We start from the raw sequence: 16,697 nt of genomic DNA, 5'->3' as shown, positions 1-16,697 counted from the left end.
GTAACTCCCCTCCATATGCTGATTCCAGATACCGACACTTATCAAATATCATACCATCTTCATGTATCACGCGGGACAAGGGATTAGAGCGATTAGAATCGACGCCACTGTCAACACGAGATGTCATTTTGTAAATAAAAAGTTTACAGAATAACCTTTTTCAACATCAAGCCCGCCACTGCCGTACCATGCCATGCTTGCGCAGCATGGCATAGAGACGTTGCCGCGAAACCCCGGCAATACTGCCCGCCACGGTGACCGAGCCTCCACTGGCCCGTAACAGTTCGACAAGGTACTCCCGCTCGACCCTGTCCAGTTCACGCTGCCGATGCTCCTTCCATGCTCCGACCGCTGTGCCGTTGCCGCCATCGTCTCTCGGCTTGCCCCCGGACAGCGCCCCACCGAATGGCGCGACATCCCGGTCACCGGAATCCTCGAACGCCGACGGGGCGTCATCAGCCCGTGTAACCCTGGCCCGCGCGAGCAACACCCTGAAAGGGGCCGGAAGGTGCTCCGGGCTGATCACGGAATCATGTCGAGCCGAAAGCACGAGCATCTCCACCACGTTGACGAGTTCTCGCACGTTTCCGGGCCACATATGCCCATCCAGCAATGCCAGCATCTCGGGCGAAAAACTCTTCACGGCAAGGCCTAGCCGTTCACAGATACGGCGGGCATGGTGGATGACGAGCAACCGCACGTCGCCTGCGCGCTCTCGAAGGGGAGGCAACGAGACCATGAAGCCTTGCAACCTGTACAGAAGATCCTGCCGGAACGCCCCACGTCCGGCCATATCCCACAGGTTGCGGTTCGTCGCAGCCACAAGCCGAAAATCGCTGGTCACCTCCTCCGAACCACCCACAGGCCGGAATCTGCGTTCCTGCAACACCCGCAGAAACGCCCGTTGCTGCTCAAGCGGCAACTCGCCCACTTCGTCGAGGAAGAGTGTTCCGCCGTCGGCCTGCCGGACAAGCCCCATTCTGGAGGTGACGGCCCCGGTGAACGCGCCGCGGTGATGCCCGAACAATTCGCTTTCGACCAGTGCCGGAGAGAGGGCAGCGCAATCGACAGCCACGAAGGGGCCCGACGCGCGCGGGCTGTTGCGATGGATGGCCCGCGCAAAGAGTTCCTTGCCCGTACCCGTCTCACCGGTCAGCAGTACGGTCGCCTCCGATGCGGCAGCTTCCCCGAGCATGGCGAGGCAGTGTTTGAGACGCGGACTCTCGCCCACGATACCCGACATGTCGGGAACCCCGCCATGGGCGGCAGTGCGACGCCTGCGATGGCACAAGGCCCTGTCGAGGGCCACGCGCATGGTTTCGATGGAGGCTGGTTTCTGGATGTAATCCCACGCACCGCTGGTGATGGCCTGTTCTGCGGCTGCGGGGTCCCCGGCGGCGGTGATGACCACGACCTCCGGCCCGTCGGCCAACGCGACGATGTCCGTCACAAGGTCAAGCCCGTTACCGTCGGGGAGACGCACATCCAGAAAGACCACCTCGGGCTTCGCAACCGCGATGCGTTCACGCCCCTCATGCAGTGTGCATGCACTTCCGGCCTCGTGTCCGTGAAGCTGCATGGCATCGCAGAACATCTCGCAGAAGAGGGGGTCGTCATCGACAATCAGCACTCTGGCCATGCAACCTCCCCAACGGGACCCGTCCCTGGCAACAGCCAGTCGCCTCCCTCTGCGGGTGGCAGCAGAAGGTAGACCACCGTCCCCCTGCCGGGAAAGGTGGCGACCTCCAGGGCACCGCCAAGGGCTCGCATGATGCCACGCGCAAGGGCGACACCGTTTCCGCGTCCTTCGCGTGCGCCACCTGCATGGCGATACGGGTCACCGAAACGGAAGAAGTCCTCAGGCGAGAGTCCCGCCCCGCCGTCCGACACGGCAATACCGCACCACCCTGCATGACGTCGCGCCGTGGCACCATCGGTGAACAATCGCACATGTACGCCACCAGCCGTTTCGCCAGTTTCGGCAGCGTCGCGGGCATTGTCGACAATCGCGACGAAGGCACGTTGCAGCAATGACGGGTCGCAACGAACGACCATGGGGGTAGGTCGCATGGAGGGGGCGACCGTCGCATCCGAACCCTCTTGAACAGTGCCCGACGACAGTCCGCAGCCCCCATTGGTACGCGCATGCCAGACGAGGGCCTGCCCGACAGCGTCGTTACCGGACATCAATTCACCGCACCATGTTTCCACAAGGGCTTCGAGGTCGCATACCTGAAACGAGGGGGATTGCCTCCCTGCCATGGCCCGTGCCCTGTCCATGAGCGACAGGGCCTGTGCGCATCCCTTCAGGACATTGTCCAGACTACGGGCCAGAAGGGGGTCATCCACAGGGCGGGTACGGGCTATCTCGGCAAACCCCATGATGGAGGCGAGTGCGTTGCCGAAGTCGTGTGAAAGCCCGCGCAACAGGGCAGCCTGAACGCTACGGCGCGGAAGCTGTTCCGGCGTACGCACAAGCTGTACCATCAGGTTGCGGCGACCTTGTCCGGCACTGTCTGGGGCCTGTCGGGCATTGCCGTTACCGGGGATGCGTTCATCCCCGTCGTGCTGCACCGCATCCGGCGCAACATCCGGCGCAACGTCCGGCCCGTCATCAAGCCCGATGGCGGGCCCAAGGCTCATGACAGCACACACGGGTTCCCCGTCAGGCGACTCCAGTTGCCAGCAGCAGACAGGGCGGGCGGCATCGCAGCCACGGGCAAGGTCACCCAAGGCAAGTGGCCATTCGGGTATGATGGACCCCCACGGCACCGACGTACCCGGAGTGGCGGGAAGGTGCAGCAGGCGATGCAACGTGTCATCGACCTTGATGGAGAGTGCTTCTCCAGCAAGGTCATACATCGCGGCGCAAGGCCGGAGGTGATGCATATCGCCCCCTTCCGTTGTCATGCCAGCATCATGCGCGAAACATGACGCACCTTGCAACCGAAAAGGCGAATGGCTAGGCGCACGAAGCTGAAGAAGGTCGACGCAGGACACGCCAGAAGACCGCCGACGAACACGACAGCTGGAGGCTTCAGCCGAATGTTTCGAACGGAGGCCTCGAAAGGATGACCGGACTGATGCCACCGTTGCGCGCACAGACAGGATCAGCCCTTGCGCTGCAGAGCCGTCCGCGCGTGCCCACCTTGCTTCGAAGAGCCAAAGAACGTCACGAGATGGGCATGAAGGGCCGCGGCACGGGCACGACCGACTCCGGGAACGGCGGCCAGCCCCTCAACTCCGGCATCAGCCATGGCCTGCAACGAATCGAACCGTTCCCATAGTGCCCGGGCCGTTGCGGGGCCTATGCCCTCGACACGTTGCAACTCTCCGGTAAGGGCGGCCCCTGCACGCGCACGTCTGTGCTTGCCGATGGAATAGTCGTGCACCGTGTCCCGGACATGTTGCAGGAACAGCAATTCGGGTGCGCCAGCACGCAACGGCAACGGATTGGCCCTTCCCGGCAGGAAGATGCGGTCAGAGACGTTCCCCGCCCGACGGTCGGCACGCCCTTCTTCCGTGCGGGCCTTGGCGATGGAAGCCACGGCGAAGGCCGCCCCCATGCCGCATTCTTCAAAAGCACGCACCACCGCGGCAAGTTGCCCCCGTCCTCCATCGACCAGCAGCAGGTCTGGCCATGGAGGGCCCGACTCGACGCGGCGTCCGGCCCACGCCGCCAGCGTACCGTAGTCGTCGCCGTCGCCGTCCTCGAAGGCATAGGTGCGGTAGGCTTCAGGAAATGGCTTGCCGTCCTCGAAGACCACCATGCCCACACGGGTGTTACGCCCGCCCGTGTGTGACACGTCCACAGCCTCGATGCGATGCGGGGGCCCCGCAAGATGCAGCGCCCGGGCCAAGAGGTCTTGAAGGGGCGTGTCGGCCTTGCGGCGGGCCTCTTCACGGGCGTTGGACATGGCCATGTCGACAAGTCTGTTCTCGGCGGGGTTGCGCGGCAACGCGATGCGCACGATGCCCCCCCGCAAGGCAGCCAGCGCCGTTTCGAGCATAAGATGCGTCGCCCCTTTCCCCGTCGCGCCTGCCAGCGTGTCTCCTTGCGTGGATTCACCTACGTTCGGGGCAGCATGGGATGCATTGATGAGGCTGGTCACCTCGGTGCCCGTGCGGACATCGGCAAGGCTGGCGTCGATAGTGGTGGCAGCGGCTACAGGAACGACAGCATCACTTGAGCCATCCAAGGCATCACCAGTCTCGCCATCCTCATCCGGCAGCCATGGCACCACGATACGTGGCGGAATGGTTGCCTGCGGGCCGTAGAACTGCCCAAGAAAACTCCACAACAACTCCGGAGCCTCGGCAAAACCCAATCCCGGCCAGAAGAAGGACCGTCCGTCGAGCAACACCCCCTGTCTGACGAACAGCACCCCGAGAGCGAGTCCGTTCTCGACCTCCACCACGCCGACCACATCAAGGTCGCCACCGCCGGGCAACACAGCCGCCTGTCGCTCCACGGTACGTTCCAGCGCACGTATCCGGTCACGCAACACCGCTGCGCGTTCGAAATCCAAGCCCTGCGATGCCGCCTCCATCTCTGTACGCAAGGCGTCCACAAGTTCGCCCGACCGGCCAGAGAGCAGAAGCGAGACCTGTTCCAGCAGGGCGGCGTAGGTTTCGGACGGGACTTCATTAACGCAGGGCCCGAGGCACTGCCCCATATGATGATAGAGACAGGCCCGCACCCTGTTGCCGAAGGCCCTGTCGGAGCAACGGCGCAACGGAAAAGCACGGTGGATGGTCTTCCACGTCTCGCGGGCGGCACTGGCAGACGTGAACGGCCCGAAGTAGCGTCCGTCGTCGCGGCGGGCCTTGCGGACGATTTCAAGACGCGGATACGGATGCTTCGCCCCGATGCGGAACAGGACGTACTGCTTGTCGTCGCGCAGGACGATGTTGTAGCGCGGGCGGTGCTTCTTGATGAGACTCGCCTCGAGAAGCAGTGCTTCCTTCTCGGTGGTGGTGGAAAGGGTGTCGATGGTCACGGCATGGCGCAGCATGGCGACGGTCTTGGGCGTGAGCGCCGAAACGTCGCGGAAGTAGGACGCGACCCTGCGCCGCAGGCAACGCGCCTTGCCCACGTAGATGATGCGCCCCGACTCATCCTTATATAGGTAGACGCCGGGTGTGAGAGGAATGGTCGAAAGGTCTGGGCGTTCCATAGGTGCTGGCGAGGGGGTGAGAGGTTCTACGGCGGTTGGCATAGCAGGCGAGACCGACGCTGCGTCGCAACGCTGCCGTGTATATAAGGCCCTGCGCCAACCGGGCAAGCTTCGTCACCCAACCGCAACCGGCAGATGAACCGGGCAGGCCGGAAGCGGCAAGGCCATGCTTGCGTCAAAATGATGACTTTTTCATGCCCCCGCACTTGCCATGACATATTTGCAAACTGATACAGTCCGACACGTGACGGCTGTGAGGCGTTGTCGGACGTAGCGCCAAACACATGCAGACATCGCAGGCAAGAAGATTGTACCGTAAAAAAAATTGGACGAATGACCCGAAAAAAGGTTTTCAAGCCTTGTCATACCCACATCTCTGCGCTATTGCTATACCCGGACTTCGCAAGAAGCCCAGCGTCAGGAATGCAAAACCTGCAAACGCAAACTGAAGGAAGGAAAAAACAATGAAGCGCATCGTTACTCTGCTTCTGGCTGCCGGCCTCGTGTTCGGCGCCTTCGGCGGCGCTCAGGCTGCCGACATCAAAGCCAAGGGCCAGTGGGACTTCAACTTCGAGTTCCTGAACAACACCGACTTCCAGTCCAAGGAACACGGCGGCAAGGGTGGTGACACCTTCGCCGGCAAGCAGCGCCTGCGCACCCAGATCGACATCGTTGCCAGCGAATCCCTCTCCGGCACCGTGTACTTCGAAATGGGCGACACCATCTGGGGCAAGGACGACGGCGCTCTTGGTGCTGACGGCAAGTCCGTTGAAGTCAAGCGTTCGTACATCGACTGGATCGTGCCCAACACCGACCTGAAGGTCCGTATGGGTATCCAGGGTCTGGCCCTGCCCGGCGGCGTGGCCGGTTCGCCCGTGATGGACGACGACGTGGCCGCCATCACCATGTCCTACGCCTTCAACGACATGGTCGCCGCCACCGCGTTCTGGGCTCGCCCCTACGACGCCAGCGCCACCGACGACGCCGGTTCCACCAGCTTCGACGAAATGGACGTGTTCGGCCTCATCGTGCCCGTCACCCTCGACGGCATGAAGATCACCCCCTGGGGTGCCTACTCCTCCATCGGCAAGAACCTCAACGGTTCCGACGCCACGAAGTACAACAGCGCTTCCTGGAAGCAGGCTGCCGCTGGTCTTCGTCCTGCCAACCTCCCCGCTGGCGCTACCACCACCTTCGACAAGGACACCACCGCATGGTGGGGTGGCCTGTCGTACGAACTGTCCATGTTCGACCCCATCCGCTTCAAGATGGACGGCATCTACGGTTCCGTGCAGGCTGACAGCGAAGAATGGGAACGCTCCGGCTGGCTCGTCATCGGCTCCCTTGACTACAAGATGAGCATGATGACCCCCGGTCTCTTCGCCTGGTACGCCTCTGGCGACGACGACGACGCCAACAATGGTTCCGAGCGCATGCCCTACATCTCGCCCGACTTCGGTCCCACCTCCTTCGGTATGGACAAGGTCGGCGCCCCCATCGCCACCGACTCGCTGCTGACCGTGAGCGGCGCTGGCACCTGGGGTGTTGGTCTGCAGCTTGCTGACATCAGCTTCATCGAAAACCTGAAGCACACCCTGCGCGTCGCCTACATCAAGGGCACCAACGACGCCGAAATGGCCAAGAACGGTCATGCCGACCTGAAGCAGGACGGCAACGGCCTGTACCTGACCGACGAAGACAGCGCGTGGGAAGTGAACTTCGACCACACCTACAACATCTACGAGAACCTCGCCCTCATCGTCGAAATGGGCTACATCAAGCTCGACGTCGACGAAGACACCTGGGGCAACGCCGAATACGACGACGCTATGAAGCTCGGCTTCAACCTGAAGTACAGCTTCTAAGCATCGCCGCATCCGCGACATGCGAGGGGAGGCCGCAAGGCCTCCCCTTTTTCATGCGCAACATCAAGACACGAAGACGCACACTCATGCCACACCGATGCTCTCATCCTTCTGACCTCCCGATTACTGAAACAGTCGCGACGGCCAACACCACAAGCGCGTTGTGAGCACGGCCTGACGTTCTGAAGGCACATGCCGAACTCCTACGAATCAGCGCCAATCACAAAAACGTCAACAGACGCGAACTATGCACACAACCAGTGCAGTAACGAGAGACATACCGGTATTAAAAATTGCACCACATGGCTTTCCATGCCTTGCCAACCAGTTGCAGTTCATGTAACCAAAACGTCATGTGACGTCAGGTTTTATTTGCAACCGCATCTGAAGGAAGGATCGAACATGAAACGCATCGTTACTCTGCTGCTGGCCGCCGGTCTCGTCTTCGGCGCCTTCGGTGGCGCACACGCCGCCGACATCAAGGCCAAGGGCTACTGGGCCCTCGGCTTCGGCTTCACCGACAGCCTCGACTACTACGACAAGGACAAGGGCGGTTCCGGTGGTGACACCTTCAACGCCCACCAGCGTTTCCGCACCCAGATCGACGTTGTCGCCAATGAAAATCTTTCGGGCGTGGTGTACTTCGAAATCGGCCACCAGGACTGGGGTACCAACGACGGCGCTCTCGGTGCCGACGGCAAGGTCGTCAAGGTCCGTCGTTCGTACATCGACTGGACCGTGCCGCAGACCGACCTGAAGGTCCGCATGGGTATCCAGGGCCTCGCCCTGCCCGGCGCCACCTTCGGTTCCAGCCCCATCCTCGACGACGACGTGGCTGCCCTGACCCTTTCCTACGCCTTCAACGACATGGTCTCCGCCACCGCGTTCTGGGCTCGCCCCTACGACACCGCCGGTGACAAGTCCGACGCCGATGGTGGCAAGAATGCGTTTGACGAAGTCGACATCTTCGGCCTCGCCGTGCCCGTGACCCTCGACGGCTTCAAGGTCACCCCCTACGCCGCCTACGCTTCCGCTGGCAAGGACGTCAACGGTTCTGACAGCACCAAGTACAACGGTTCTTCGTGGGGCGCCTACACGAGCGGGATGCTGTCCGTCTCTCAGCTTTCCGGTCTCGGCAACCAGGACTCCGAAACCAACTCGTTCGACGCATGGTGGGGCGGCGTGGCCTTCGAAATGAGCAAGTTCGATCCCTTCTCGCTGAAGGCCGACTTCTCTTACGGTGCCAAGGAAGCCGACGTTGACGCTTCCGAGCGTAGCGGCTGGCTGCTTTCCGCCAAGGCTGCCTACAAGCTTGGCATGGTCACCCCCGGTCTCTTCGCCTGGTACGGCTCCGGTGAAGACGACGACATCAACAACGGTTCCGAGCGTATGCCTTCCGTGTCGCCCCAGTCCTGGGCCCCGACCAGCTTCGGCTTCCCCGGTTCCGTCTACTACGACGACACCAACTTCGGCCTGAACGGCGCTGGCAGCTGGGCTCTCGGCCTTGAACTCGCCGACATCTCCTTCATCGAGAACCTGTCGCACGTCTTCCGCGTAGCCTACATGAAGGGTACCAACGACGCCGACCTGCTCAAGAAGAACGCCGGTCTCGTCGACGAGGTCACCCCTGCACAGGGTGCCGTCTTCCTGACCAACGAAGACAGCGCTTGGGAAGTGAACTTCGACACCACCTACAAGATCTACGAGAACCTCTCCCTCGTGGCCGAAATGGGCTACATCAAGCTGGATCTCGACGAAGAAACTTGGGGCAACGCCAACTCCGACACCTCCGACGCCAAGAAGCTGGCCTTCTACTTCATCTACGAATTCTAAGCCCCGCTTCGCCTGACGTACACACGCCGGGGGGCCGCAAGGCCCCCGGCTTCGTTTTCGGCGCAGCCTCGACTTTTCGCCAAGCCTTATATATGAAGGGCCACGCCAGAACCTCATCCCGGAGGCCCCATGCCCTGCCGCATCCTCACTCTCCAGTCAGAGGCGCAATGGCCTCTTCTCGGCGACATGCTCGCCGGACGATACGACCCCGATGACGCCGTCGAACCCGTCGTGCGCGACATTCTCGCCGCCGTCCGCAGCAAGGGTGACGAAGCCCTCGCCGAGTATACCCGCCGCTTCGACTGTCCCGATTTCACCCCCGCCTTACTGCACGTCACCTCAGAAGAGGTGGCGCAGGCCGTGGCTTCCGTCCCTGCCGACGACATCGCCATCATCAGGCAGGCAGCGGATAACATCCGCAGCTTCCATGAAGCGCAGAAGGAACGGTCGTGGTTCGTCACCCATGATGACGGCACCATTCTCGGGCAGAAGGTAACCCCGGTCGACCGTGCCGGTCTTTATGTGCCCGGCGGCAAAGGAGGCGACACGCCCCTGCTGTCAAGTCTGCTGATGAACGCCATCCCCGCTCAGGTGGCAGGCGTCACGAGCATCACCGTAGCCTCGCCCCCGCGTCCCGACGGCACTCTCAATCCGCACCTGCTCGCCGCCGCCCACATTCTGGGCATCACCGACATCATCCGGGCGGGGAGTGCATGGGCCGTGGCGGCCTTTGCCTTCGGCACACAGACCATCGCGCCCGTGGATGTCATCGCCGGACCGGGCAACATCTTCGTCACCACTGCCAAGCGCATGGTACAAGGCCGCGTTGCCATCGACATGATAGCAGGCCCCAGCGAGATTCTCATCCTCGCCGATGCGACGGCGCGCCCCGACTGGGTCGCCGCCGACATGCTCTCGCAAGCCGAGCACGACCCGCTGGCCTCGTCCATACTTGTCACCACGGAACCAGCACTCGCCGAAGCCGTCACTGCGGAACTCGAACGCCAGCTTGCCACGCTTCCGCGCGCCGACATCGCCCGCAAGGCCCTTGCCGACTGGGGTGCCGTGGTCGTCGTTCCAGACATGGATGTCGCCGTGGCCATCGCCAACCGCGTGGCCCCGGAGCATCTTGAGGTGCTCACCGCTCAGCCCTGGGAACTTGCGGGGAGCCTGCGGCACGCCGGGGCACTCTTTCTTGGCCCCTATTCTCCCGAGCCACTCGGCGACTACTTCGCCGGCCCCAATCACGTTCTGCCCACCATGGGCACGGCCCGCTTCTCTTCAGCGCTTTCGGTGCAGACGTTCTGCAAGCGCACCAGCATCATCGCCGCGTCACGTGCGTTCGCCGAGCGTAACGCCGACGCGGTGGCGCGCCTTGCGCGCCTTGAAGGACTTGAGGCCCACGCCCGTTCGGCAGCATCCCGCAACAGCCAACAGTAAGAGTAAGGAGCCTTTCATGCAGGTCGTCACCAGCACGGACATCAAGGAATACCCCCTTCGCTCGCGGGGCAAGGTCCGCGACATCTACGACATCGACGAATCGACATTGCTCATCGTCACCACCGACCGCATGTCGGCCTTCGACGTCATCATGAACGAGCCCATCCCTTACAAGGGCGTCATCCTCAATCAGATTACCCTGTTCTGGATGGATCGTTTCGCGGGTCTCGTGAAGAACCACCTCGTCGAACGCGACGTCGACCGGTTCCCGGCCCCGCTGCAAGCGTACCGTGACATGCTCGAAGGCCGCGCAGTGCTCGTGCGCAAGGCAAAGCCCCTGCCCATTGAGTGCATCGTGCGCGGGCATATCACCGGGTCGGGCTGGAAGGACTACAAGAGCAGCGGTAAGGTGTGCGGGTACAGCCTGCCTGCGGGACTGCTCGAATCCGCCAAGCTGGAGAAGGCGCTCTTCACCCCCTCCACCAAGGCTGAACTCGGCGAGCACGACGAGAACATCACCCTCGCGCAGGCCGAGACCATGCTCGGCAAGGACCTTCTGGACAAGGTCGAGCGTCTCGCGCTGGACATCTTCACGCAGGGGCGTGAATACGCCGAAGGCCGCGGCATCATCATCGCCGACACCAAGTTCGAATTCGGCCTTGTGGATGGCGAACTCATCCTCATCGACGAAGTGCTCACCCCCGACTCGTCGCGGTTCTGGCCCGCAGCGGGCTACGCCCCCGGCAAGGGACAGCCGAGCTTCGACAAGCAGTACCTGCGCGACTGGCTGTCGGCCCAGCCGTGGGACAAGACCCCGCCTCCCCCTGCCCTGCCTGCCGATGTCATCGCCGAGACCCGAAAGAAGTATCTCGAAGCCTACGAGATTTTGACCGGTCGTACACTTTCGCTGTAGGGTGCAGCATGGAAGGGGCCGTGCGCCCCTTCCGCACACCACCCCGCACGGCCGCACATGCAGCGCGACACCTTGCCGCGCCATGTCGTGTGCCCAACGCAACGGAGTAATACATGCTGCTTGAAGGAAAGAAAGCACTCGTCTTCGGGGTCGCCAACAACAAGAGCATCGCCTACGGCATTTCGTCGGCCTTCCGCCGCGAAGGTGCCCGCCTCGCCTTCAGCTATGTCGGCGAAGCCATCCAGAAGCGCGTCGACCCCATCTGTGAAGAACTCGGGGGCGACTTCACCTTTCCCTGTGATGTGACCGACGACGCACAAGTGGCGGGTGCCGCCGACCTCGTGCGCGAGAAGTGGGGCACGGTGGACTGCATCGTCCATTCTGTGGCCTTCGCCCATCGCGACGACCTTCACGGTCGATTCATCGACACCTCTCGCGACGGCTTCCGCCTCGCACTGGACGTTTCAGCCTATTCGCTGGTGTCGGTCTGCAAGGCGTTCGAAGGACTCCTCGCCCCCGGCGCCTCTGTCATCACCATGACCTACTACGGTTCACAGAAGGTCATCACCAACTACAATGTCATGGGTGTCGCCAAGGCAGCACTTGAAGCATCGGTGCGCTACCTCGCTGTCGACCTCGGCGAAAAGGGCATTCGCATCAACGGCATCAGCGCCGGCCCCATCAAGACGCTGGCAGCCTCGGGCATTTCCGGCTTCAAGAACATCCTCAACCACATCGAAGAACACGCCCCGCTTCGCCGCAACGTCACCATCGACGATGTGGGCGGCAGCGCGGTGTACCTCGCATCCGACCTTTCCGCCGCCGTGACGGGTGAAATCCACTTCGTGGACTGCGGTTACAACGTCATGGGCATCTAGCCGTGACCACCCAGGACATACTGGTTCTTGTGGGCATTCTCGCCGTGTGGCTGTGGGTGAGTCGCCGTTTCATGACCGGCGGACACGGCGGCTGCTGAGGCCCCGTACGTCCCCGCCGTGAGCGGGAAAAGCCGGGAAAGGACGCCTGACCGCACGAAAAGAGGCGATGGGCAGTGGTTTCGACCACTGCCCTTGTTTTTTCCACTTGCAAAGGGTCCGGGCATTTGCTAGGTACTGCGTCTCGCACGGAGAGGTGTCCGAGATGGCCGAAGGAGCACGATTGGAAATCGTGTGTACCCTAACCCGGTACCGAGAGTTCGAATCTCTCCCTCTCCGCCAGATTATCCCCGCCGCAGGAATGCAGCGCGCGGGAGCCGGGCGGCGGTAACGCTGCCAACCCCGCCAGGTCCGAAAGGAAGCAACGGTAACAGTTGTTGCCGGGTGTCCGGCTCCCTGAAGGCACAAGAGCGATCTTGTGCCTTCATTGCGTATTACGCATCCTCCAAGTCAGAGAGGCCGACGCTATCGGGAGCGTCGGCCTCTCTGTCTGGATGGAGAGTCGTTCAGTGCACGGCGGCGGTCACTCCCCAGGGCCACTCTGCGCCCGCCTCCCTATCGCGCAATCCCGAACCTGCCCGCACCGTGCCCCATGCGATTGACGTCGGCGGCATCAGGAGAGGACAACGTATAGCAGCGCACCTTCGTACTTCTGGGGAATTCGCGCCGCAGCAGGGTTCGTAGCAGCCGCAAGGCCTCATCCAGCGAAAGGCCCTCCCACGACTCTTCATGGAATCCCTTCTCGACCACGCCATAGGCGTCAGCGCCAGTACGATGGAAGCAGACCGACCGGTTGCGCTTGAATGTACGCAGGTCAAGGCAATGCCCGATAGGAAGGCGACGCAGGCGCGCCTCCACATCGCCTTCGAGCGAAGCCCGGTTCAGCACCGTGCCCCCTTGTCGGCGCAGCCTTCATGGTCCAGCAGCCACCGCTTCATGGGCAATCCCGCGCCGGAGAACCCGCCAAGCCGACCGCCTCCCCCGAGCACCCTGTGGCAGGGTATGAGCAGCGGCCACGGGTTGTTGGCCATGGCCCCGCCCACGGCCCGGGCGGCATCGGGACTGCCCGCACGTGCCGCAAGGTCGCCGTAGGTCGTCACCGCGCCAGCAGGGACATCCGCCACGAGCGCCTGCAACACCCTGCGCCGGAATGGTGTGACACGGTCCCACGCCAGAGGCAGTGAAGGCCATTCCACATCCTCGCCAGCCACATAGCGCACGAGACAAGCCTGCACCGAACGCGCCTCTTCGGTCAGCAACACGGGTTTCTCACCCTCGCCCGCCCAACCGAGAACCGTTTCAGCGAGAACGCCTTGCTCCCAGTGAAGCTCAAGCCGCAAGGGTGCGGCCACCAGCACATCCACCATACATGACTCCTTGTACAAGCCGATTCGTTCGTGGCTTTGAAGACAGGCAACGTCCACGCGACCGGGCACTTCCGTCAGGGGGCCGAGGTGTTCGAGGCAGGACGATAGAGAGGCTGCCGCTCACACAGGGCCGCGTAGGCTGCCGCATCGGCGTCGGCCCGCCCCGTCAACTCGGCAGGGTTATCATACCACAGAGGACGCACGGGGGCATCCGTCCTGCACCCTTGCCACAGTCCCTGGGTGGCAAGGGCCTGCTGCACGAGGGCCATCGTGGCGCGCTTGTCCGCAGCCCACTCCGGGGCCAGAAGCTCATCGCCCGAAGGTTCGCCCACCACACGATGCACGACGATGTCCGAACGCAGTAGCGCCAGTGCCTCCACCATCAGGTCTACATAGGCCGACTGCGACATGGGGTCGTACAGTCCCCCACGCCACTGCGCAGCCAGTGTCGTACCTCTGCATACATACAGTGCATGGAACTTGACCCCGAGGACAGGCAGACCGTTGAGCCAGCGGACAGTGTCCAGCATGGCCTCGGCACATTCGCCGGGAAGCCCGAAGATGACATGGGCGCACACGCGCAGCCCACGGGCAGCGGCCCCATGGATGGCAGCGGCAGAACAGGCGGCGTCATGCCCCCTGTTGATGCGTCGCAATGTATCGTCATGGGCTGACTGCACCCCAAGTTCGAGCCATGTCTCGTCGAACCCGGCGTCGGCGAGCAGGTCGAGCTTCGGGCCATCCAGACAATCGGGACGCGTGCCCACAGAGATGCCAGAAATGCCCTCAAGCCTTCGGAGTTGCAGCAGCATTTCGCGAAGTCGTTCGGCGGAACCGTATGTATTGGAAAACGACTGCAAATAGGCTATGTACAGGGCTGCGTTGCGCGAACGGGCATATCTGGCACGCCAGAGCGCCCACTGTTCCTCAAGCGACAGACCGGCCCCACCCATGCCGGACCCGGATCCGGCAGGATTGCAGAACACACATCCGCCACGCGAGAGTGTGCCGTCCCGGTTGGGGCACGATGCTCCCGCGTCGAGCGGAACCTTTTGCACCCTGACGCCGAAGCGCCGCCTGAAATACGCTGACAACGTATTATATCTGTTCATTTTATTTTCGATTGACATGGTGCTTTTTTTAGAAGAACACCCTGTTCTCGAACCTCATACGCATTCCCCCCCAGAGAGGCAAGTGACCGCATATGGCCAAGATTCTGGATTTCGTACTCGGCATGTTCTCCAACGACCTTGCAATCGACCTCGGCACAGCCAATACCTGTGTCTACGTCAAGGGACAAGGCATCGTCCTGCGTGAGCCCTCGGTCGTGGCCGTGAAGAAGGACTCGCGCGGCAACAATGTCGTCCTCGCCGTCGGTCAGGACGCTAAACGCATGCTCGGCCGCACCCCCGGTAACATTCAGGCCATACGCCCCATGAAGGACGGCGTCATCGCCGACTTCGAGATTACCGAGGCCATGCTCCGCCATTTCATCTCCAAGGTGCACAACTCGCGCAGGCTCGTCCGGCCGCGCATCATGATATGCGTTCCCACCGGCATCACGCAGGTCGAGAAGCGCGCCGTCAAGGAATCGGCCCAGAGCGCGGGAGCCCGTGAGGTGTACCTCATCGAGGAGCCCATGGCGGCAGCCATCGGTGCCAACCTGCCCATTCAGGAGCCTACCTCCAACATGGTGGTCGACATCGGCGGCGGCACCACCGAAGTGGCAGTGATATCACTTTCCGGTATCGTGTACTCGCGCTCCGTGCGCGTGGGCGGCGACAAGATGGATGAAGCCATCATGACCCACGTGAAGCGCAAGTACAACATGCTCATCGGCGAATCCACGGCAGAGGAGATCAAGATCAAGATCGCTTCCGCCTACCCTCTCGACCCCGAGCACCAGCTTGAGGTGAAGGGCCGCGACCTCGTCACCGGCATTCCGCAGAACATCATCATCACGTCGGAGGAGGTCCGCAAGGCCATCTCCGAACAGGTGGACAGCATCGTGCAGGCGGTTCGCATCGCCCTCGAACAGACGCCGCCCGAACTCGCAGCCGACATCGTCGACCGGGGCATCGTGCTCACCGGCGGTGGCGCGCTCCTCAAGGGGCTCGACCAGCTGCTTCGTGAAGAGACGTCGCTGCCCATCACCGTAGTGGACGACCCGCTTTCCACGGTTGTCGTCGGCACCGGCAAGGCACTCGACAATCTGCACATCCTCAAAGAGGTCTGCATAGATTAACGTGACTCCCAAGCGCGTCATCCTGCTGCTGGTACCGATCCTTTTTCTGTACCTCGGCCTCTATTCGTGGAACCAGCGCACGGGCACCCTCGACCGCCTGGCCGACAACACCGGCCTCGAGGTCGTGGGTGCCGTGCTGCGTCCTGCCCTCTGGGCGCACGACCGTGTCGTCACCTTCTGGGATCATTACATCAACCTCGTCGGAGTGCGTGAAGACCACGACCGTCTCAAGGCGCAACTGGAAGTCACCAGCAGACAACTGGCGCAATACGCCGAAGACCGGGCGGAACTTTCACGCCTGCGCCAACTGCTGACCCTCGCCCCCCCCGACGACTGGCAGGCCGTGGGAGCCCGGGTACTGGCCTCGCGTCTGGGGCCGCAAGGGGTTCTCGACACCATCACCATCGACCACGGCTACTTCACGGGAGCGGCCCCCGGTACTCCCGTCGCCACGCATCTCGGTGTTGTCGGACGCGTGTTGCGTTCCGGGCCACATACAGCCTCTGTGCTCCTTCTTGTGGATTCCGGCAGCCGCGTCTCCGTCATCAGCCACGACAACCGCACGCAGGGAGTGCTCGTGGGCGGTGGCCCAGGCAATCCGCTCGAGGTGCGCTATGTCGCCGTCAACGCCAAACTTGATGAAGGCGAAATCCTCGTGACCTCGGGACTCGACGGGGCCTTTCCCAAGGGTCTGCCTGTAGCCCGGGTCATCACCGTCACGCCTCCCGACCTCTCCATGTTCCAGGGGGTTCTCGCAGCCCCCCTCGTCGACTTCGAATCCCTTGAAGAGGTCCTGCTCATGCAGCGGCCTCCTGCACGATACGCCCTGCAGCAGGCTCCCGTGCACGCCTCCAACGGCACGGCACAGCCCCAAACGCAGCCCGCGCCCGCCACACAGGCGCGCAAACCCCGGTAGGCCGCC

General features: G+C 62.6%; 13 protein-coding genes, 1 tRNA gene and 1 other RNA gene. 9 read left to right on the top strand and 6 right to left on the bottom strand.

Annotated elements, in window-relative coordinates; genetic code table 11:
• Positions 1-166 precede the first annotated feature (166 nt).
• The 3 genes from DVU_RS03800 to uvrC all read right to left on the bottom strand — a co-directional run bounded on the left by DVU_RS03800 (position 167) and on the right by uvrC (position 5,177).
• Positions 167-1,639: a sigma-54-dependent transcriptional regulator gene (locus DVU_RS03800; protein ID WP_010938105.1), complete on the bottom strand. Its 1,473-nt coding sequence runs from the start codon at positions 1,637-1,639 to the stop codon at positions 167-169.
• The gene (locus DVU_RS03795) at positions 1,624-2,889 is read right to left on the bottom strand and encodes a sensor histidine kinase (RefSeq protein ID WP_010938104.1); all 1,266 of its coding nucleotides are present in this window, start codon (positions 2,887-2,889) and stop codon (positions 1,624-1,626) included. Before DVU_RS03795 ends, DVU_RS03800 begins: the two co-directional genes overlap by 16 nt.
• 221 nt (positions 2,890-3,110) lie before the next feature.
• Positions 3,111-5,177, bottom strand: a complete 2,067-nt coding sequence (uvrC, locus tag DVU_RS03790) for an excinuclease ABC subunit UvrC (RefSeq protein ID WP_014524276.1) — start codon at positions 5,175-5,177, stop codon at positions 3,111-3,113.
• Between the two features lie 464 nt (positions 5,178-5,641).
• Between uvrC and DVU_RS03785 the strand changes: the two genes are divergently transcribed.
• From DVU_RS03785 to ffs, 7 genes are all read left to right on the top strand, one after another.
• Complete coding sequence (locus tag DVU_RS03785) at positions 5,642-7,042, top strand: outer membrane homotrimeric porin (protein WP_010938100.1); 1,401 nt, start codon at positions 5,642-5,644, stop codon at positions 7,040-7,042.
• A gap of 402 nt (positions 7,043-7,444) precedes the next feature.
• A complete protein-coding gene (locus DVU_RS03780) occupies positions 7,445-8,875 on the top strand; it encodes an outer membrane homotrimeric porin (protein ID WP_010938098.1) in 1,431 nt (476 codons plus the stop codon).
• Positions 8,876-9,004: 129 nt separating this feature from the next.
• Positions 9,005-10,315, top strand: coding sequence for a histidinol dehydrogenase (gene hisD / locus DVU_RS03775; protein ID WP_010938097.1), 1,311 nt, complete (start codon positions 9,005-9,007; stop codon positions 10,313-10,315).
• A 16-nt stretch (positions 10,316-10,331) separates the two neighbouring features.
• Complete coding sequence (locus tag DVU_RS03770) at positions 10,332-11,228, top strand: phosphoribosylaminoimidazolesuccinocarboxamide synthase (RefSeq protein ID WP_010938096.1); 897 nt, start codon at positions 10,332-10,334, stop codon at positions 11,226-11,228.
• 113 nt (positions 11,229-11,341) lie between these two features.
• Entirely contained in the window at positions 11,342-12,106 is a 765-nt protein-coding gene (locus tag DVU_RS03765; protein ID WP_010938095.1) for an enoyl-ACP reductase FabI, read from the top strand.
• A gap of 247 nt (positions 12,107-12,353) precedes the next feature.
• Positions 12,354-12,445: transfer RNA gene (locus DVU_RS03760), tRNA-Ser, on the top strand.
• Positions 12,446-12,472: 27 nt separating this feature from the next.
• Positions 12,473-12,566, top strand: an RNA gene (ffs, locus tag DVU_RS03755) — signal recognition particle sRNA small type.
• Positions 12,567-12,718: 152 nt separating this feature from the next.
• On the opposite strand, the gene DVU_RS03750 is transcribed toward ffs, so the two are convergent.
• From DVU_RS03750 to DVU_RS03740, 3 genes are all read right to left on the bottom strand, one after another.
• On the bottom strand, positions 12,719-13,051 hold the full coding sequence (locus tag DVU_RS03750) for a hypothetical protein (protein WP_010938093.1): 333 nt from the start codon (positions 13,049-13,051) through the stop codon (positions 12,719-12,721).
• Positions 13,045-13,530, bottom strand: coding sequence for a methylated-DNA--[protein]-cysteine S-methyltransferase (locus DVU_RS03745; protein WP_010938092.1), 486 nt, complete (start codon positions 13,528-13,530; stop codon positions 13,045-13,047). The genes DVU_RS03750 and DVU_RS03745 overlap by 7 nt, the downstream gene beginning before the upstream one ends.
• A 74-nt stretch (positions 13,531-13,604) precedes the next feature.
• Positions 13,605-14,660, bottom strand: coding sequence for a TIGR01212 family radical SAM protein (locus tag DVU_RS03740; RefSeq protein WP_010938091.1), 1,056 nt, complete (start codon positions 14,658-14,660; stop codon positions 13,605-13,607).
• Positions 14,661-14,734: 74 nt separating this feature from the next.
• Between DVU_RS03740 and DVU_RS03735 the strand changes: the two genes are divergently transcribed.
• Complete coding sequence (locus DVU_RS03735) at positions 14,735-15,775, top strand: rod shape-determining protein (RefSeq protein WP_010938090.1); 1,041 nt, start codon at positions 14,735-14,737, stop codon at positions 15,773-15,775.
• A gap of 1 nt (position 15,776) precedes the next feature.
• Entirely contained in the window at positions 15,777-16,691 is a 915-nt protein-coding gene (gene mreC, locus DVU_RS03730; RefSeq protein WP_010938089.1) for a rod shape-determining protein MreC, read from the top strand.
• The last annotated feature ends 6 nt before the right edge of the window (positions 16,692-16,697 follow it).

Origin of the sequence: Nitratidesulfovibrio vulgaris str. Hildenborough (genome assembly GCF_000195755.1) — a bacterium.
In the GTDB taxonomy this organism is placed as follows: Bacteria; Desulfobacterota; Desulfovibrionia; order Desulfovibrionales; family Desulfovibrionaceae; genus Nitratidesulfovibrio; species Nitratidesulfovibrio vulgaris.
The sequence above is the reverse complement of the archived record's forward strand: the minus strand, read 5'-3'. Positions and strand labels throughout refer to the sequence as shown.